15 protein-coding genes, 1 tRNA gene and 1 pseudogene are annotated in these 18,578 nt (G+C 68.2%); 11 read left to right on the top strand and 6 right to left on the bottom strand.

Translation table 11 applies throughout. The annotated features are described in order from the left end of the window. Window positions 1-103: 103 nt before the first annotated feature. The 5 genes from AMYTH_RS0122740 to AMYTH_RS0122720 all read left to right on the top strand — a co-directional run bounded on the left by AMYTH_RS0122740 (window position 104) and on the right by AMYTH_RS0122720 (window position 4,759). Window positions 104-610 carry a MauE/DoxX family redox-associated membrane protein gene (locus tag AMYTH_RS0122740; RefSeq protein ID WP_027932243.1) on the top strand — a complete coding sequence of 169 codons (507 nt, stop codon included), beginning with the start codon at window positions 104-106 and terminating at the stop codon, window positions 608-610. A gap of 5 nt (window positions 611-615) precedes the next feature. Beyond that, window positions 616-1,395 (top strand): DsbA family protein, encoded by a 780-nt coding sequence (locus tag AMYTH_RS0122735; protein ID WP_027932242.1) that lies wholly within the window; start codon window positions 616-618, stop codon window positions 1,393-1,395. 103 nt (window positions 1,396-1,498) lie between these two features. Beyond that, window positions 1,499-1,571: transfer RNA gene (locus AMYTH_RS0122730), tRNA-Ala, on the top strand. Between the two features lie 1,764 nt (window positions 1,572-3,335). Next, on the top strand, window positions 3,336-3,611 hold the full coding sequence (locus tag AMYTH_RS0122725) for a hypothetical protein (RefSeq protein ID WP_027932241.1): 276 nt from the start codon (window positions 3,336-3,338) through the stop codon (window positions 3,609-3,611). Further along, window positions 3,608-4,759 carry a hypothetical protein gene (locus AMYTH_RS0122720; protein ID WP_157360649.1) on the top strand — a complete coding sequence of 384 codons (1,152 nt, stop codon included), beginning with the start codon at window positions 3,608-3,610 and terminating at the stop codon, window positions 4,757-4,759. The genes AMYTH_RS0122725 and AMYTH_RS0122720 overlap by 4 nt, the downstream gene beginning before the upstream one ends. Before the next feature lie 76 nt (window positions 4,760-4,835). Here AMYTH_RS0122720 and AMYTH_RS0122715 read toward each other — a convergent pair whose 3' ends face one another. Genes AMYTH_RS0122715 through AMYTH_RS0122700 form a run of 4 tightly spaced genes read right to left on the bottom strand, consistent with a single transcriptional unit; the run spans window position 4,836 to window position 7,752 of the window. Continuing rightward, on the bottom strand, window positions 4,836-5,423 hold the full coding sequence (locus AMYTH_RS0122715; protein WP_027932239.1) for a hypothetical protein: 588 nt from the start codon (window positions 5,421-5,423) through the stop codon (window positions 4,836-4,838). Then, a complete protein-coding gene (locus tag AMYTH_RS47470) occupies window positions 5,420-5,794 on the bottom strand; it encodes a DUF397 domain-containing protein (protein ID WP_063630404.1) in 375 nt (124 codons plus the stop codon). Before AMYTH_RS47470 ends, AMYTH_RS0122715 begins: the two co-directional genes overlap by 4 nt. A gap of 42 nt (window positions 5,795-5,836) precedes the next feature. Beyond that, window positions 5,837-6,319: a hypothetical protein gene (locus AMYTH_RS0122705; protein WP_027932238.1), complete on the bottom strand. Its 483-nt coding sequence runs from the start codon at window positions 6,317-6,319 to the stop codon at window positions 5,837-5,839. A 20-nt stretch (window positions 6,320-6,339) separates the two neighbouring features. Then, entirely contained in the window at window positions 6,340-7,752 is a 1,413-nt protein-coding gene (locus AMYTH_RS0122700; protein WP_228684918.1) for a hypothetical protein, read from the bottom strand. A 627-nt stretch (window positions 7,753-8,379) separates the two neighbouring features. Between AMYTH_RS0122700 and AMYTH_RS45580 the strand changes: the two genes are divergently transcribed. The 5 genes and pseudogenes from AMYTH_RS45580 (at window position 8,380) to fxlM (ending at window position 14,151) form a co-directional block, all read left to right on the top strand. Then, window positions 8,380-8,574: an FxLD family lanthipeptide gene (locus AMYTH_RS45580; protein ID WP_037322641.1), complete on the top strand. Its 195-nt coding sequence runs from the start codon at window positions 8,380-8,382 to the stop codon at window positions 8,572-8,574. A 221-nt stretch (window positions 8,575-8,795) separates the two neighbouring features. Beyond that, window positions 8,796-10,706 (top strand): annotated as a pseudogene (locus tag AMYTH_RS50490) (lantibiotic dehydratase family protein); the annotation flags it as partial. Window positions 10,707-10,823: 117 nt separating this feature from the next. Beyond that, window positions 10,824-11,699 (top strand): thiopeptide-type bacteriocin biosynthesis protein, encoded by an 876-nt coding sequence (locus AMYTH_RS50485; protein ID WP_228685312.1) that lies wholly within the window; start codon window positions 10,824-10,826, stop codon window positions 11,697-11,699. Further along, a complete protein-coding gene (locus AMYTH_RS45570; protein ID WP_063630403.1) occupies window positions 11,696-12,940 on the top strand; it encodes a lanthionine synthetase C family protein in 1,245 nt (414 codons plus the stop codon). Before AMYTH_RS50485 ends, AMYTH_RS45570 begins: the two co-directional genes overlap by 4 nt. Then, window positions 12,937-14,151: a methyltransferase, FxLD system gene (gene fxlM, locus AMYTH_RS0122675; protein ID WP_027932235.1), complete on the top strand. Its 1,215-nt coding sequence runs from the start codon at window positions 12,937-12,939 to the stop codon at window positions 14,149-14,151. Before AMYTH_RS45570 ends, fxlM begins: the two co-directional genes overlap by 4 nt. 208 nt (window positions 14,152-14,359) lie before the next feature. On the opposite strand, the gene AMYTH_RS0122670 is transcribed toward fxlM, so the two are convergent. Then, window positions 14,360-15,181, bottom strand: a complete 822-nt coding sequence (locus AMYTH_RS0122670; protein ID WP_037322640.1) for a hypothetical protein — start codon at window positions 15,179-15,181, stop codon at window positions 14,360-14,362. Between the two features lie 1,134 nt (window positions 15,182-16,315). Here AMYTH_RS0122670 and AMYTH_RS0122660 point away from each other — a divergent pair. Continuing rightward, window positions 16,316-17,719: a helix-turn-helix domain-containing protein gene (locus tag AMYTH_RS0122660; protein ID WP_027932233.1), complete on the top strand. Its 1,404-nt coding sequence runs from the start codon at window positions 16,316-16,318 to the stop codon at window positions 17,717-17,719. On the opposite strand, the gene AMYTH_RS0122655 is transcribed toward AMYTH_RS0122660, so the two are convergent. Continuing rightward, window positions 17,720-18,382: an HAD family hydrolase gene (locus AMYTH_RS0122655; protein WP_027932232.1), complete on the bottom strand. Its 663-nt coding sequence runs from the start codon at window positions 18,380-18,382 to the stop codon at window positions 17,720-17,722. Between the last annotated feature and the right edge of the window lie 196 nt (window positions 18,383-18,578).

Raw genomic sequence — 18,578 nt, 5'->3', positions numbered from 1 at the left:
GACGGTGGGCGGTGGCTGAGTCCCCGGTCACCCGGACGTATGGGATTCGCTCGCCGGCCCCGGAACTCACAGGTTTCTCAGGGCAGGCCGCTAGCCTGGGTCCGTGTTCCGCCCGTCCCCCTCCGTGCTCGACGCCGTCGGCACCCTCGTGCGGCTCGGCCTGGCCGCGGTGTGGCTGGTCTCCGGGATCGCCAAGATCAGCGATTCCGGGCAGACGTACCTGGCCGTCAAGGCCTACGACGTCCTGCCCGACGCGCTGCTGCACCCGGTGGCGACCGCGCTGCCGCTGCTGGAGCTGGTCCTGGGCGCCTTCTTGCTGCTCGGGCTCGCCACGCGCTGGGTGGCCGTCGCTTCGGCCGTGCTGCTGCTGGTGTTCATCGCCGGGGTGGCCCAGTCGTGGGCGCGGGGCCTGACCATCGACTGCGGTTGTTTCGGCGGCGGTGGCGAGGTGACGGCGGGGCAGACCCGGTACCCCCAGGAGATCGCCCGTGACGTGGGCTTCCTGGTCCTGGCCTGCTGGCTGGTCGTGCGCCCGGCGAGCCGGTTCGCGCTGGACGGCTGGCTCCGCGGCGGCGCGCCGCAGGCCGAGCTGGAAAAAGAGAGGATCTGAAGAACGTGGGTGGAGCGGAACGGTCCGCGCGCAAGCGCCGCCAGCAGCAGTCCGCGGCGGCCAAGGCGGTGACCCAGGCCCGCGGTGGTGGCGGCCCCAGCCGGAAGACGATCGTGTCGGTGGTCGCGGTGGTGGTGCTGGCCGCGGTGGTCATCGGCGGGGTGATCTGGACGAACGCGTCGAAGAACGAGACCGAGGGCACGACCATCACCCCCCAGACGGCGTCGGCGGCGCTGGACACCGCGGACGAGCGCCAGGGCGCCACGGTCGTCTCGGGCAAGGCCGACGCCAAGGTCAAGCTCGACATCTGGGCCGACTTCCTGTGCCCCTACTGCGCACAGCTCCAGCAGAAGTACGGCACGCAGATCGAGGACCAGATCAAGGCCGGGAACGTGCAGGTCACGTACCACATGATCCCGCTGCTGAACAACCGGTCGGACCCGGCGGGCTACTCGCTGGACTCGGCGAACGCCTCCCTGTGCGCCGCGGACCAGGGGAAGTTCACGCCCTTCCACGACAGCCTGTTCGCCTCCCAGCCGGAGGAGGGCAAGCGTGGCTACGACAAGGCCCAGCTGATCAAACTGGGCCAGGACCTGGGCATCGCCGCGCCCGAGTTCGCGACGTGCGTGAACGGCGGCACCTACAACCAGCAGCTCGACGACGCGCTGACCGAGGTGTCGAAGGACCCGAACTTCCAGGGCACCCCCACGGTCATGCACAACGGCCAGGTCATCAACTGGACGCAGGACGGCTGGCTGACGAACCTGGTCAACCAGGCCGGATGAGTCGCCGCGGGGGGCGGTCCCGCATGACCGACCCCCCGCGCAACGGCCATCCCGGTGTCATGTAAAGTAGTCGCAGACGAGATGCGGAGTACAACTTCGCTCCGGGGCTATGGCGCAGCTGGTAGCGCACCACACTGGCAGTGTGGGGGTCAGGGGTTCGAGTCCCCTTAGCTCCACCGTCCTTAAGATCGCCCGACCCGCTTCTAATCGCAGGTCGGGCGATTTTTTCGTAAGGCCAAACATTCGTCTATTGAAGGCTCCCCTTCAGTTACTGTTCAGTAACTGGGGCAAAACTGGGGCAGCGGCCGGTTTCGCGGCAAATGGGGTCAGAAGAGAATGTCCCTGGCCTTCATCCGTATGGGTGGTCTTCCCGAGTTTCTTCCAGATGATGGGTTCCGGCTACTCTCGGATCGGCGTGTGAGCGTGCTCGGGGCTGCGCCGCATCAAGACTTCTCGACCTGTCCAAGCCACCGACGCTGTGACACGGCGATCCGGCGGCCATGGGTTCTGCGCTGGTCGGCGACCATGTTCCGAACCGCTGATGGCTGGTTTGCCGGGGGTTGATACCCATATGGCGTCCAAAGCGCTGCTCGCCGTCGTCGATTTGGTGGCGTTGTGGCTGCTGCACGCGCTGCCGCCCTGGGCGGGCTGTCGCTGGGGCGCGGGGTGCCGCCGCCGGCCGCGCTCGTGCTCGCCGTCCCCCGGCTTCCTGTTCAGCGTGCTGGTCGCGCTCCTGGGCCGGCAGGGCCTGCGACTGCACAAGCGGCTGCTCTACAAGAGCGCGGCTCGGAGCGAGGAGGTGCAGGCGCTGGACCTACCCGCGCTGGACAGGCCCGACCGGGCACCAGCTCCGGCGACAGCGCACTCACCCACGCCGCCGAGGACGGCGCCAGTACCGCCATGCTCCGGGCCCTGTCCGGGCGCACCAACCTCCGGCCCTGGCCATCTACACCAGGATCTCCATCGAAGCGCTTGCCCGGCGCGGAGCGTGATTCCACCGCGAGACGGCGCTGGTAAAACAGCCGACTGATCGGTCCGGCCGAACGCCGTTCACCCGTTCGCCGACCAGTGGAGGCCGCCCAGCGCCGACGAAGCGCGGCTAGTTCCGCCCTCCGCGAGTTGACCACTACTGTCAGGTGCACGCGCAAATGCACGTGCACGACCGGAGGTGAGCTGGAGAACTCGGCTCTTCCAGCTGGCGGCGGGCTCAAGGTCCCGCCGGGTTGGGGCCGTCGGCGGGCAACTTCATGTGCGGCCCTGGTGAGCGGGTGACCGGCGGGCGCTAGCGGCCGTGTTCACGTGGGCGGACGGGCAACTGGCGGGCGCTGGCGGGTGTCCAGCACCCATTGGTGGGTGGCCGGAGGACATGGGCGCCGCCAGCAATATGAGAGAGGCCCCGAAGGGTTACCTTCGGGGCCTCGTGGTCTGACGATCGCCGTTGCCGCGGCGACGCGTCACTGCCCTGAAACTCCGACTGCGCCAACAGCGTGCCCAGGGTTCCGGTCGTGAGTCGGAACGTCCGCGACCGGTGTACTAAACAGTACGGCTCGCCAGCCCTGCTCGCATAGTGGTTGAGACAGAGTAGACAGGATCTACCTGGGGAAATGGCTGGCTACCCCCCTGTCAACAGGGGCGTAATCGCGCCGTTATCTTCACAGTCGGGTGGCTCAGGAGACACCAGGAGACACTGACACCGGGTGCCAGTGGACGGTCCAGAGACGCTGTTTCAGCCATCGACACGTCGGGCGGCGGGGTTTTGGCGGTCCTTCATGCCAAACTTACTTCCGTCCCCCCGGCGTCGCGTGCATGTCGGGGGGAGCGCGTGCTTTGTTCCGGGTTGCCGCCCGGCTGCACCGTGAGATCCGAAATCTCCGACTGCGCCACCCCAGCGCCGCCCGGGCACGATGACCGGGCGGCATGACCCCTACCCAGGAGGGGAATTGTCCTCGCACAACCCGCCGTGCGCAGAGGTCGCCGGCGACAGCCCGAATCCCGGCCGCACCGGTGTCACCGCCACCCAAGTCATCGTGATCGTGGTCGTGTTCGCATTCACCGGCTGGCTGCTCGCACGAGGCGCCAGCCCTCTGGTGGCGGTCACGGTGACCGGTGCTGCCGTAACGATTGCCTCGACTGTCGGCCGCGCCCCCCGCGTGTCAGCGCTGGAGATGCTGCGGCGGCTCGCCGCGACGGTCTCGACGCCAGGAGAGATTGCATGACGGCGGGACCAGATGACCGGGTGCGGCGCCCGGAGGGACCAGTCGGCCAGTACGGCATCGGTCACCGACTCAGCTTCGACTCTGTAGCGCTGATCGACTACCTCTTGCGGGATTCCGCCGCCAACCAAACCAAGGTCCTTTCAGACCTGGCCGACCTGTACCCGGACATCCCGCCGTCGCAGCTCCCCGAGCTCATCACTGCGGCTCGGCAGTACGCCAAGCATCACAAACTCCCGGTGAATCGCGATGGCCTTCCTTCTGGGTCGCTGCGGCGAACCACCTCCGTGCAGCCAATTCGTAACGACGACATCGACGTCGGCGTCCGGTACTCGCCATCGGCGGGGAGCCGTCGCCGGGGTCTCCGGCTTCATGCCGAGGAGCTGCAGGCCTCGAATCCCGGCGAGTTCGCGAGTCTGCTGCGAAAGGTGATGCTTGCTGCCGAGATGACAGCCGGGCAGATCGCGGCCCAATCGGAGATCCCTAGGTCGCAGTGCTACAAGCTCATCGATGAGAAGCGCACAGCATTACCGACAAAACCTGAGCAGATCCACGCCTTTCTGACTGCTTGCCGCCTCGACGGTGTGCAGCAGCGCGCGATCCTGGAGCTGTGGAATGACCTCCGATGGAAGCTGGCCGAGGCGGCGGCGACCGAAACCACCAAGGAGCCAGCGGAGCTGGTCGGCGAGGGATCTCCAGTACAGGCGGAGCCGCCAGCCGAGCCTACCGGGCCGGCAGTGCCGGAAGCGTGGGTCGACCGGACCCCCCGACAAATCGCACGTCAACTGCTGCGAAAGAAGAACCCACCCGCGCGCGCCTTGATCGACTATCCGCTGCGGAGCCTGGTCCGGATGTGGAAGCCATGGGTTCTCATGGTGCTGTCGGCGGTACTACTTCTGCTCGGCCTGTCTTTCGGGATCTCCACGATGATTCAGGTTGACACGCCTTCAGAAGGAGGCGCCCCTGCTTTGGTGACTACGGTAGCGATGGTAACCAGCCTAACCGCCGTAGTCATCGCTTCACTGCAGGTCAGGTCGGCGCAGCGCTCCATGCGGAAAACTCGAGCCGCTCTCGAGCGCACAACCCGCGCCGCTCTTGAGCGCACGCACGAGGTCAGCACGGGGATTGCTTCCCGGGCTTCTGTCGGTTAACAACCGGGAGGGCCCAGTCAGCGGCGCCTGGGCCCCCTGGTCAACCTTGCGCCCAGTCATACCCGGGAGGCAGTTTCTACTCCTCCCGCAGATCGAACCAGTGGTCGCCGGCCCGGTCGAGCTGTTCACTGTTGATCCTGCTGAGGGCGGCTGAGGCCATCTGTTCAAGGCGTTCCGGCTGCAACAGGTCGAACAGCTGGCCGTCATCCGTGATCGCCGTCGACAGGTACATGCCAGGTAGCTTGATCAGCCCGCTCCACTTCGGCTTGTTCCATTTTCCAAGCTTGGCTGGGTCCTCCGCTTCGCGACCTGGCACGGCCCTGCCGTGTCGGAACTCGGCCTCGTTGAGGTGCTCGAGGACATTGCGGATGACCTTCAAGTACTCATCGACCGGCGGAGGCTGCTCGCCGCGCTCCTTGGCCCAGCGTGCGAGCCAGAGCTCGAGCTGGTGAGCGGCCCAAACGAGCATGTGGCTTTCCGACCACAGCTCGCGAAACAGGCGGGAACGCGTCTCCTGGTCCGGTGCACCATCCACGCCGAGATCGAACTGCTTCCACGCCGTGCGCTGGCGCTCCCACGCCGCGCGATAGCGCTGCAGCTGCCGTAGTGTGGCCTCGGCCCAGGTCTCGACCAGGCCGGCCGCCTCGTACTCGGCCTCGTTCACTCTCCTTGCACCCCGAACTGGCCAGCGCGAACACCATTGCGGAAGGCGTGCCACTCGGTGCCGTTGAACCGCAACGCTTCGGTGCTGCCGTCCGCAGGACGGACCTCCCACTGCTCAGGCGAAGCGATGACGATTGCAGCGCCGTTGGTGTTGGTCAGGCGGTCGGTGCTCACCTCGACGAGCAAACTGCACCACTGGATGACGTCAAAGACGACGATCGGGCTGCGCTTGCCCAGTTTGCTGTCGCGCAAGCCCACTGTGCCGGGGATGGTCAGGGTGACCTCGACGCAGCCGCCGTTGGCGCCGCTGTACGTGCTCTTGAACCAGCCGGCGGCGTTCTGGAGGGCACGGCGGGCTTCGACGGGGGTCACGGCTTGATCTCCTTCGCGAGTCGTGCACTGCGCGCGGACCTATCATTCTCGGTGGGCGCCTTCCGGCCAGACGACGGTGACGGGCACGCCGCGGTTGCGTGCGGCGTCGACGACGTCGGCTGTGCCGCCGTGGCCGCCGGAGGGGCCGCCGTCCCAGACGGCGATCATGGTGTCGACGTTGTCGAGCAGGTGCTCGCTGGCTGCCATGTACGCCTCGCGGTTCGACGTGTCGAAGGGCATGGTGTGCACGGTCTTGGCTTGACCGAGCAGTTCGTCGAACTCCGCGGCGTTGTCCGGCTTGACTTTGCGCTCCCGGTAGTCGGACGCGGGCAGGACCACCTCGACTGCGCCACCGAGTTCGAGCACGACGCGGGCGAAGACCTGGTCGGCGCCGCGGCCGAGGCAGGTGACACCGATCAGCCCGTCACGGTCGTGGCCAGCGAGCGCGGCGCGGATGCCCTCTGCGACCGCAGGCACGGACTCGGCGGTCAGGTTCGAATGCCCGGTGATCCCGATTCGCGGCAACGGAGTTGGCCTTCCTGTGGTCAGTCTGCGGGGGTGAGCGCGTTGATGGCTTCGATGGCATCACGCACCGCGGGCACCTTAGCGAAAGGGGTCGCTTCGCCGCGGAAGTCCTGCAGCTTCACGCCAACCCGTCCGGTGGCCCAGGGACCGGCTAACGGCACTGCCTGCACGATCAGGTCGGCCGCGTGGTCGGGCTCGCGGCTGATGAGGTGGGCGCGGGCGAGGCCGATCAGGTCGAATGCGCGATTGCGGAGCCGGCTGGGATGGCGCAGCTCCAGCGCGCGCGTGATGTAGGTCTGGGCGGTTCGGGCATGCTTGGGGTCGTAGCGTGCGAGATCGCGGTAGCGGGCGCCAATCACGCCCGCGAGTTCGGCCTGGTCGAGGCTGCGGGCGGTGGGCGTGCGTGCGTCCTCGTCGCGGGAACCTTCGCTGTGGAAGTCCTCGGCGAGGCCGACGGCCCGGTCGAAGGCCCTGTCGTCACCCTGCTGGGCATAAGCCCATGCCTCCCGCGTAGCGAGTACGGCCCGGAGGCGCGGAGTGGCCGTGCGGCGGGTGCCGTACTGCGCGAGCTGCACGATTTCGAGTCCATCGCGGGGACGTTTCAGGTCGAAGCACTGTCGCGCGAGCGAGGCCAGCTCGACGGCTGCCAGTGCGTCGTCGCCGCCGGCGTGAGCCAGCTGGGCGGCGAGCACGAAGTACTGCTGGGCGCCGCCATGTTCGCTTGCGTCCCACGCCATCGTGGCGGCGATGTCGGCGAGCTCCGCTCCGATCCGGAACGCTCGCGCTGTATCGGGCGTGCCTTGAGGCGCGGCTCTGAGTCGATGAACATGGCTGTTGAGCTGCGCGACCACTGCTGAACGCGCTAGGACACCCGGAGCCGAGCGCCAGGATCGGAGCGAGGCGACGAGACGTTCTGCTGCCTCCAACTCGGGTGGGGTGAACGCGGCCCCGTGCCCTGCACCGACGGCCGTCGCTGGCCAGAGGAACGGCTGCAACTCGACGGCGAGGGCAAGGCCGGTGAGCAGCGCGATTCGACGTGTCGACGGCGTCAGGTCATCGCTGGTGATGGCTGCGGCCTGGTCGAGTACGGCGTCGGCGTCCCAGCAGGGAGCGCTGGGCTGTGGCGGTGCCGCATCAGGGCCGGGCGGCTCGGTAGTCCTTCGACGGGGAGGGCGAAAGCCGAGTGCGGCGTCGTCACTGGCGCCGAGCACATGGCGGAGGCCGGATCGGTAGGCGGGGTTCGGCCAGCGGGCGACACCCCGCTCCAGTTTCGCGAGGTAATGCGCGTCGAGGTCGTGCCGCTGTCCAGTGGTCTCCCACAACCACCGGTTGACCTGTTCAGCGACCTCGGCACGGGTTGCGTGCTCGCCGGGCGCGGTCGACGAGGGCAGCCTTTCGCGCGCGGCGCGTAGCAGGCGATTGGGCTCGGTCACCGTGTCCCCTCCAGGTCACGCGCAGTGTAACGAGGCGACAGCGCCACGTCACGGCAAGCGGGTGTGGATCTGCCCCGACATTCCCCTGCATTCCCCGAGCTGCCCGGTTGTCTGGCGTCCCGGATCGCTGGAAAAGGTCTCAAGCTAGGTGTCGAGGTCGGCTGGCTGGCGACGAAGCCGACGTCGAGGACCAGAACTGGGGAGCAGGATGGACAGGCCGCTGGGGACGACTGGAGGGCAGGCCCCGCAGGAGCCGGCTGCCGTCGGCGAAGCACTGTTGGTGGCTGCTGTCGTGACACGGGCCGAGCAGGCGGGTTTCCACTTCGAGGCCGTTGACAGCAGCGGCATGGTTCGTGCGCGCGTTCGCCGCGGCCGGTTCGTCGATCACCTTCATCTCTGGCGTGACGCGGACGGGATGAGCTACGCGAGCGCGGTCCGTCTCGCCCGCGACAGCCAGCCGCCGCCCGACGACGACGAGGTTCTGGGATGGCGATCGGACNTGGGCCGCGCCCAGGACGTGATCGACCGGGTTCTGAGCTGGCCAGCGAACGAGGACCCACCCAACGTCCGGACGGAAGTCCCGTTTGGAGCACCACCCGCACTGTCGGGTCAGGAGAGGAGAAACGCATGACCACTGTGGTCGATCCCGGGTTCGTCGACGGAGTGCGCCGCGCCGCGCAGTCCGTCGAGGACGCCTTCGCCCTCGACGTGCAGATCATCACCGACATTCCGGCGGGTCACCCGCTGGCGGGCTGCAAGGGCAACACGGACGACGGCTGCGACCCGACCTGCGCGTCCGCCTGCGTCAGCCACGGCGCTTGAGTTGGGTTCCGCCGGGACCGAGGTACGTACCCGGTCCCGGCGCCGTCTCCTATCGCTCACTCGACGGACCGGAGGACTGAGTGCGTGCCAGCGACAAACGACCGCTCTACCGACACGTCAACGTCGCGTTGCTCCGCGCCGCCGTCGCGCCGCTTCCGGACACCTCGGTCCGGTGGCCCGACCTCACCGACATCGGCGGTTGCCGTCGATGGCTGGAGGAGATGTGGTCGCGGCCCGATCTCGCCGGCGCGATGCGTGAAGCCAGCCCCGCCCTTGGCGACCACGTCGATGCCATCCGCGAAGGACACGTCGTGAGCGACAGGCGGACCCGCAGCGCCACTCTGTCGACCATGCGGTACCTGCTGCGCAGCATCGGCCGCCCCACCCCGTTCGGCCTGTTCGCCGGCGTGGCTCCACTGACGTTGGGCCGGACAGCGCAGACGACCTGGGGCGGAAACCACCATGGGGTGGCCCGCGCCAACACTGGGTGGCTGGCCGACATCATCAACCGACTTGAACGACGCCCCGAACTGCTCGAATGACTCCACGTGGTGGTCACCGACCTCGCCGTCCGCCGCGGCCAGCGACTCGAAATACCGCAAGGACCGAACCGACTCATCATCGGCTACACCCGCGCAGTCGCAGCCGTGACCCACCTCGCGACCACCCCTGTCCAGTTCAGTGCGCTGATCGACACGCTGACTGAGGAGTTCACCGCCGACCGGTCGAAGGTCCGGGACATGGTCACCGAACTCGTGCGGCAGGGATACCTGCTGACCGCCCTGCGCGCTCCGTTCACCGTCACCGATCCGTTCGCCTATTTGATGGAACGCCTGCGCGAGGCCGGCGCCGAGGACTTGCCCGCTCTCTCGTCCCTCGTGCGTCACCTCGACGCCATTCTGGACGAGTTGCGCCGCCACAACGAGAAGGAGACCACTCCGACCGAGCAAGGCCGTCTCCGCGTCAGGCTCACACGCCGGATGAGGCAACTCTCGCCGGAGGGACGCACCCCGTTGGCGGTGGACCTGCGGCTGGACTGCACAGTCACGCTGCCTCACCAGGTCGCCCGGGAGATGGAACAGGCCGCCAGCGCGCTGCTGCGCCTGACCCGCCACCCGACCGGCGAGGCCACCTGGCGCGACTACCACACGGCCTTCGTCGACAAGTACGGCACGGGCACGCTCGTGCCGCTGGCCGAGGTCCTCGATCCGGACGCCGGCTTGGGCTACCCCGCCGGCTACCGCGGACGCGTGCGCCCCACCCCGGCGCCGGTGAACTCCGAGCGCGACGCGCGGCTGCTCGCGCTGGCGTGGAAGGCGACGCTGGACGGCACTCGGGAAATCGTGCTCACCGACGACGTCATCAAGGAGCTGACCGGCGACACGTTCGACGAACGCTTCCTCCCGCCGCACGTCGAGTTGGCCGCCCACGTCCATGCCACCACCCCACAAGCGCTCGAACGCGGCGACTTCCTGCTCACCGTCGCGCCCGCCCGCTCCGCCGGCACCCTCACCAGCCGGTTCACCCCCACAGCCACCGGCTCTGGCCTAGCTCAGGCGTACCGGGCACTGCCCGCCGCAACCGAGGGGGCGCTGCGGGTGCAGATGTCGTTCGGGCCGCTCTACCCGCATGCGGAAAACGTCTGCCGCGTCCCGGCCTACCTCGACCACCTTCTTCCGCTGGGCGAGCACCGACCGTCCGGCGACGACAGCCTGCTCACGATCGACGACCTGGCCATCACCGCGACCGGCGACCGTCTCCACCTGGTCAGCCTCTCGCGCCGCCAGGTCGTGGAGCCGCAGGTGTTCCACGCACTCGCGTTGGACAAGCAACCCCCGCCGCTGGCGCGGTTTCTCGCACAGCTGCCGCGAGCGTTTTCCGCCGCCTGGTACCAATTCGACTGGGGACCGCACGCCAGCCTGCCGTTCCTGCCCCAGGTCCGCTACCACCGCACCGTGCTGTCCCCGGCCCAATGGCGGCTGACTTCCGCCGAGCTTCCGGGCGGGAGGACCGCTCCTGATCAATGGCGCCCCGTGCTCGACGGGTGGCGACGCCACTGGGGGTGCCCTGACGAGGTCGAACTCCGCGATGCTGATCGCACCCTCCGGCTCACGCTCGACGAGCCCGCGCACGCCACCCTCCTGCACGCCCACATCAAGCGGCACGGCCAAGCGATCCTTCACGCAGCTAGCCCAGCAGCCGAGTATGGGTGGCTCGACGGCCACGCCCACGAGATCGCGCTCCCCCTGGTGACGACCCGGCCCCCGGCACCCGACCCGCTCGACGGTGCTCTGCCCGCTGTGACCAACACACTCGGGCAACTGCCTGGCGCTCCGGGCTCCAGGTGGATCTCGGCGAAACTGTTCACCCACCCCGAGCGGATCGATGAACTCATCACCGACGAGCTCCCCGACCTCCTGAGCACTCTCGACGCACCCCTGTGCTGGTGGCTGCGCTATCGCAGTCTCCAGGAGACAGACCACCTCCGCCTCCGGCTCGAAGCGACGCCAGGCCACTACTCTCAGTACACGCAAGTGGTCGGGGAGTGGACACAGCGGATGCGGCAAGCGGGCCTGGTCGAGCGCCTGGTGATCGACACCTACTACCCCGAGGTCGGCCGGTACGGCGCCGGCGAGGCACTGGACGCCGCGGAGAACGTCTTCGCCGCCGACTCCGCCACCGCGGCCGCCCTGTTGCGCCACCTGCCCACGGCGACGCCGAAACTCGCGCTGGTTCCGGCGAACATGGCGGGAATCCTCAGGGGCTTCTTCGGCGACACCGGCGCGGCGATGGAGTGGCTGGCCACCCGGCCGGCCCCTGCTGCTCCCGCCCTCGACCGAGCGGTCTCCGGGCACGCGATCCGGCTCGCCACGGACCCGTCCGCGCTCCGCAAGCTGCTCGGCTGGCACACCGACATCGAGCGGGCATGGGACAACCGCACCGCCGCGCTGACCGACTACCGCAAGGCGCTGCCACCGGAGACGAACACCGACGTGGTGCTGGAATCGCTGCTGCACATGCACCACAACCGGCTGATCGGCATCGACCGGGACAGCGAACGCAGCTGCCGTCGCCTGACCCGGCACGCCGCCCTCACCTGGCAACATCGCGGCGGCGCCGGATGACCTCCACCGTCCCGCACACCGCCTCGCCCGAGCACGCTCCTGCGCCCGGATGGCGTCAGTCCCTGGGCAACGGAGCGGCCGGGCAAGCGCTGCTGCACATCGCTCGTGCGCACGCCGGAACCGGAAACTGGGCCACCGCTCACCACTGGGTCACGACCATGACCGCCGACCCCGTGGCCGCCGACCCGGAAACCTGCCTGTATCGCGGCGCGCCGGCCGTCGCGTTCGTGCTGCGCGCCGCGGGCCTGCCCGCCTACCGCGGCGTGCTGCGAGCACTCGACGAGCACCTCGCGGCGATCACCCGGACCCGATTGGAGCGGGCGCATGCGCGACTCGACCGCGGAGAACTGCCCGCGCTGCGCGAATACGACCTGATCAACGGCCTGACCGGGCTCGGGGTGTGCCTGCTGCAGTCCGTCCACGCCGACCCGAACCACCGCGCCCGCGACCTGCTGCGCGACCTGCTGACCTACCTGGTCCAGCTGACCGGCCCGATCACCCTGGACGGCGCCACCCTGCCCGGCTGGTGGACTCCCACCGGACCGTCCGGACACCCCGACCCGCGGTGGCCAGGCGGCCACGCCAATCTAGGCATGGCGCACGGCATCGCCGGCCCCCTGGCGCTGCTGTCCGCCACGATGATCAGCGGCATCACCGTGGCCGGCCAGCCGGAGGCCATCGAACGCACCGATCTGTTCCTCAGCTCCTGGCGCTGCGGCCCGAAGACCAGGCCGTGGTGGCCCGGCCTGATCTCCAGCCGCGAATGGCGCAACACGACCGTTGCCCAACCCGGTCCGCAACGACCGTCATGGTGCTACGGCACCCCCGGCCTGACTCGGGCCCGCCACCTGGCCGCCCAAGCACTGGACGCACCCACCAGGTTGGCCGAGATTGAGGCTGCGCTCGTCGACTGCATGACCGACGCATGGCAGCTCGATCAGCTCACCGACGCCTCGCTCTGCCACGGCTGGGCAGGGCTGGTCCACACCGCCCGCCGCACGCTCGCCCGCGCCGAACCCGGCAGCCACGCCGCCGAGGCCCTCGCCCAGCTCGAACATCGCTGGCGACACCGCCGCACTCAGGCCGCGCGAGAACTGTCGGAGCACAGCGGAATGCTGGAGGGCAAGACCGGCATCGCACTCACCGACCTCCCGCCGGACACCGGGTGGGATCTCTGCCTACTCACCCCACCCATCAGCTCGCCCGACTCGATCCCCAGCACACCGAGAGGACCTCGATGACCAACGCCACCAGCACCCGCCCCGAAGACCTGCGCGAGCAGATGATCAACCACATCCGCGCAGCCGGCCACCTGCGCTCCGAGCGCATCGAGCAAGCCCTACGAGCCGTTCCCCGACACCGCTTCGTGCCCGCCGCCTCGGTCGAGGAGGCCTACGCGAACAAGGCCATCACCATCAAACCCGGCCCGGACCGGCCGGCCAGCTGCATCTCCGTGCCGACCGTGGTGGCGATGATGCTCGGCCAGCTCAACCCGCAGCCCGGCGATCACGTCCTGGAAATCGGCGCCGGAACCGGATACAACGCCGCCCTCCTGGCCGAACTCGTCGGCGACGCCGGCAGCGTCACCACGATCGACATCCACCCCGACGTCACCGAGCACGCCCGCCACGCCCTGGCAGAGACCGGCTACCACCGAGTGCGAGTAATCACCGGCGACGGTGCTCATGGCGCCGCCGACCACGCGCCCTACGACAAGATCATCGTCACCGTCGGGCCATGGGACCTGCCACCGGCCTGGTTCAACCAGCTCGCCCCCGGCGGCACACTGGTGGTCCCAATGCACTGGCGCGGGCAGGCCCGCAGCATCGCCTTCACCCGCCACGACACCCACCTGCGCGCCACCAACAGCCAACTCTGCGGATTCATCCCCATGATCGGCATCGTGCCCACCGGCGAGCACACCAGCCACATCACCGAGGACGTCGCGCTGCACTGGGACACCGACCAGGACATCGACCCAGCCGCACTGCATGAGGTATTCACCGGCCCCAAGGCGACCGTGTGGTCCGGCACCTCCGTAGCCGCCAACGAGCCGTTCGACCACATCTGGCTCTGGCTGACCGCCACCGAACCCGGCACCTGCCGACTCGACGCCGAAGACACAGCCATCGAGACCGGCCTCTGCAACCCCGCCTTCTCCTACCGCACCCCCACGATCGCCGAGTGCGACTCCCTGGCCTACCTCGCCATGCCACGTCCAATCCAGGAACCCGGCCCTGTCAGCGAGCGCCGCTTCGAGCTCGGCGCCACCGGCCACGGACCCGCCGCAGCTCAGCTCGCCGACCGACTGGTCAAGCAAATCCACCGCTTCGGCCGGGACCGCGCCGCCCAACCGGTCATCACCGCGCACCCCGCCGAAACGTCCGATAAGGACCTGCCTTCGGGCCTGCTCATCGCCAAGCGTCACATCCGGATGGTCATGGAGGCTTGACCTCGCGATGTGTCACTGAAGCCTGGTCGCGGTACGTGACGTCAGAGCTGCTGGTGATGCGTGCCGTAGCCACGCTGGGTGGTGGAGCCCTTCACACCCCCACCTCCGGGTATGAGGAAGGCCCCTGCACATGGTGCGCCGTGGCCTTCGAGCCGTCCTCCACTAAGGACACTTCGCCGACTGTGAGCAGGTAAGGTGTTCGCGCTGTTCAGGTGCAAGTGAGGGTCACGAGCGTGTCGGAGAGCACCAGCTTTTCGCTGCCCCCGCAGATGCCCTCCCTGCTCTCCGAGGTAGCCGACCACTTGAATTCGGCAACGGGCTCTTTCGTCGCGATGACGAGTACGACCGGGTCCAGCTCGACAGTCTTCTTCGCGTGCACCACGACGGGGTCGAACTTGATGCGGCAGCCACCGCCCTCCAGGTTGTCGATCTGAGGGCCACGCATGCGGTAGGGCTGCGACTGGGTGAGAAAGTCGACGTTCGTGTAGCGGTCGAAGGACGGCCTCCACTCACGCCACCGTCTCGGCCGCTTCGGTTCGATGGGCTCTGGGGCCTCCGGGTCGAGCGCGAACACATTGCCGGAGACCTCTACGACGACCTGAACCTCCTTGAGGTACTGCTCCGACTTGTTGGTGACCCCGAACTGGACTCGGGCGTGGGGGTCTTGGGCGAAACCGTGCAAGGGCTTGGCGCAGAGGAACTCCCGTCGTTCGTCGATGTACCTTTCGACCTCGGCCCGGTACTCGTCGGGCGAGCGGCCATCATGGTCGGTCATCATGAGTCCGCGGGCAAGCTGCGCCTGAATGCGCGCGAACTGCGGGAGCGGGGTGTTCGGGTTCCTGGCCGGATCCTGGTCAAGAGGGCGTAGCAAGTCCGATCGCTCGGCGGCTAGCGTGCGTTCGAGATCGGTGAGGTCGAGGGTGCATTGCGCGACGCCGACCTCAGGCGCGTGCGCCTCAACGACGACATCGAGCTTCGCCTTCTCCTTGGCCTGCCAATCGCCGAGCCACTTCAGGAGGCCAGCGAACACGGCTGCGCCCGCGCCAATAATGATCAACCCGGTCAGCCCGCTGCCGTTCGCTGTCTTGATCAGCCCCGTGACGAGGGCGGGACCCCGGCGACGAGTGCGAGAAGGCCATACTGCACCCAGCTCGGCACTGCCTTGAAGAACTTGCGCAGCATGACCCCTCGCTCCGTACCTGTGATCACTGTCTGAATCTGTCCCCGTACGCCTGGCGTTACGCTGACGCCTCTTCGGTGGCTTCGAGCAGCGCCTTGACGTCGCCGCCGCGGTAGCGGGGCCGCTCACGGTCGTCCTCGGGGTGCGGGACGTAATGGGTGAGCCTTCCCACGGTGGGCGTAGCCGCGGATCATCGCGGGCGTGACGACCTGGCCGAGCCGAGATCTCGGTGGCGGTCGCCAGCTGGTCCTTGGCGAGGCTGAGCAGGTGGCCCTGGGCAACGCCGTGCACCACGCCTACCCCGACGGTGACGGCATCGTCGAACTCCGCGCTCGCCACGATCCTGGCCTCCTCCGGATCGAGAGCGCCCGCCGGCGCGCCGATCTTGCGGGAAGACCGGGCGCGGAGGGGGCTCTCCGTCACGCTGCAACTCCCCAGAAGATGGACACCGCCACCCACGTCGCGCAGAGCAGCCCAGGTGGCGTCGCAGGCCGCAGAATCAGCGAGCGGCTCGCGACGCCGCCCAGCGCTGGAGCGCAGGCCAGGACTGGAGCGCCGGTGGGTCCGGCTCGGTGGCGATGTCCCGGCGCCACAGCCGCAACAGCACACTCAGATAGCGGCGCGCATCCGGCGCATCAACAATTCGGATGTCCATGCCGAGGTGATCGTGTTCCCCCGCCTCAGCGCTACAGCGCACCCGGCTCGCATCAGATGGCGCCAGAGCTCCATGCATGCCTCCACCAGCCCGCCCACGAAGTGCCGGTGCGCTGGCGAGTTGCGGGTGAGGACCTTCGCGGCGACACCTCGGACCGTTGCGGCGGGCTCCTCGACGAGCTGACGCGCAGCAATTCACCCCGGCCTCGCGGCCGTCAACCGTCCGAGCGCCGTCCACTGACGGTCCAATCCACTTCCAGCCCTGGCGTCGACCTAATCACGGGCTATCCTCGGTTCGGGAGGTCACGCCGGCTAGGCCAAGGAGGATGGGTGGCGACGCGTCGTAGTTCGGTTCCGAAGCACCCGCCGAATGGGCAACTGACGTGGCATCGGGTGCAGCGTGGATGGAGTTGCGACGAGCTCGCCAAGCAGCTCAGGCGCAGTGTCACGGACGCGGGCGACGGAACGCCGGGCGTCAACGGGGACGTAGTTCGCCGGTGGGAGTCCGGCGACCGCCGACCGGACCCTCTGTACAAGAAGCACCTCGTTCTGGTCTTCGGTAAGCCCGCAGCCGAGCTTGGCCTGTTGACTCCCGAGGAAATGGCGCTTCGCCCCAGCCCGGAGCTGTCCGCGAACGTCGATGATCCTGTCGACCGACGCCTGGTCGGCGAGTTGGTGAAGAGGGTGATGCTGGAGATGATGGGCGGCGGGCCTCAGTTCGGCCGCGAGCTGTTTCTGAAAGGCGTTTTCGGGATGAGCCTGGCGCCGTTGGCGGCCAGCGGACGTGAGATCCCGGACTCGATCGAAACACTCGCCGAGGGTCGCGGCAACCGCCTGGATCCTCGCATGGTCGAAGCGTATTCCGCGGTCACCGCCTCTCATCGCCAGATGTACTGGGACAGTTCGGCCTCCGATCTGTTGCCGTCGGTGGTCGCACACGCAGGGCTGGGTGTCCGCAAGCTTCAATCAGTGGGTGATGTCGAGGTGCGCGGCGCCCGTCAGCTCGCCGCGGCGGTCGCCGAAGAAGCCTTGATCGCGGCGCGGCTCACCTTCTTCGACCTGGCGGATGCCGTTCGAGCAGAGCAGTTCTTCGACACGGCCGAAAGCGCCGCGAAAGCCTCGCGTGATCACGCTCTGGTTGCCGCTGTGCTCGCGCACAGAGCGTTCGTCCCTGGGTTCGCGCAGGACAAGCAAGGTGCACAGCAGTACCTGGACGAAGCGTACGCACATGTCCCCCGTGGTGCGGGGCCGTTGCTGCGCTCGTGGCTGCACTGCGTCGGCGCCGAAGTCTCAGCGCGTACCGGTCAGGTGCAGGCCAGCCTCGGTCATGTCCGCGCCGCAGAGGACGCCCTCGGGAGCGACGGCTCGGATCCGACATGGCTCGACTACTTCGACTCCTCGCGGCTCGACGGATTCGCGGGCAACGCGTTGTTGCTGGCGGGTCAGCATCGTGCGGCCGCTGAGAGGCTTGAATCCGCTTTGAGCGCCGCCGACACGTCGGACAAGCAGCGCGGTGTCCTGCTCTTCGACCTGGCGACCGCGCAGGCGTCGTTCGACGCCGAGTCCGCGGCCGCAACGGCGCGCCAAGCCTGCGATGAGGCGATGGCGACGCGCTACGGAATGGCGGCGCAGCGCGCGGTCGAGGTGCGAGACGCCCTGAGTGCCACGCGCTACGTCGCCGAGTTGGAGGAGAGGCTCAACGCTCTCGAAGTTCCTGCGATCAGCGAAGCTTGATCACCCGCGCGTCGCGTTGTGCTCGCGGACAAGAGCTGGGAGCTGGTGCAAGCCGTCCAGCGAGAACAAACACTGCTCCTCCACCACGGGGTCCCGGAGGATGTGCCCCCAGGGGCCGCGGCGGACCAGGGCGGTTGCGATGCCGACCTGCTGTGCCGGCTTGACATCGTTGTCCAACCGGTCGCCGACGTACAGAACGGAGGCGGCCGGCACGCCGGCTTCCTCAATCACGCGGCTGAAGAAGGCAACGGAGGGTTTCTCTACGCCCCAGCTGTCGGACGTGCCGATCACGTCGACCGGTAGGGCCAGCGCCTTGAGGATTTGCTCCGCTCGTGCGGTCTGGTTCCCGGCCAGGCCGACTCGTATCCCTGCGGCTTTCAGCTCGTGTAGGCATTGGCGTGCGTCCGGGTAGAGGTTCTCTTCCCCGAAGGACTCGGGTTGTCCCACGGCCGCGCGGCGCTCGCGTTCCAGCGCGAGATCGAACCCGGGCTTGAAGACCTGGAAGGTTTCCCGGTAGTCCTTGCCCTGGGCGATCACGGCTCCGAAGACGGCGGAGAACGTGTGGCGCGGGACACCGAGCCAGTCGGCCCACGTCCCGTACTCGCGAGTCTCGTCAACCAGAGTCTCGCCAACATCGAAGAAGATCGCTTCGATCCGTGCCACCTTGTGCTTCCTTCCTGCGCATTGGAACCTCCTCACCATATTGTTCCGACGACGTGGTGTCGACCTCCCCGCCGCCTCTTCAAGTAGTCGGTTGTGGACGGTCACTGGCGGCTAAATGGACGGTCGCTGGCTGGTTCCATGATTCCCCCCGCTCCGGTTGACTATTGACCTCATTGCGATTGCGGTGAGCAACGGA

Origin of the sequence: Amycolatopsis thermoflava N1165, assembly GCF_000473265.1 — a bacterium.
In the GTDB taxonomy this organism is placed as follows: domain Bacteria; phylum Actinomycetota; class Actinomycetes; order Mycobacteriales; family Pseudonocardiaceae; genus Amycolatopsis_E; species Amycolatopsis_E thermoflava.
The sequence above is the reverse complement of the archived record's forward strand: the minus strand, read 5'-3'. Positions and strand labels throughout refer to the sequence as shown.

Excerpts from the sequence above, each read along its gene's own strand:
- AMYTH_RS0122720 (WP_157360649.1), top strand. The coding sequence starts at position 3,608 with ATGACGGCGGGACCAGATGACCGGGTGCGGCGCCCGGAGGGACCAGTC.
- AMYTH_RS45580 (WP_037322641.1), top strand. The coding sequence starts at position 8,380 with ATGACCACTGTGGTCGATCCCGGGTTCGTCGACGGAGTGCGCCGCGCC.
- AMYTH_RS45570 (WP_063630403.1), top strand. The coding sequence starts at position 11,696 with ATGACCTCCACCGTCCCGCACACCGCCTCGCCCGAGCACGCTCCTGCG.
- fxlM (WP_027932235.1), top strand. The coding sequence starts at position 12,937 with ATGACCAACGCCACCAGCACCCGCCCCGAAGACCTGCGCGAGCAGATG.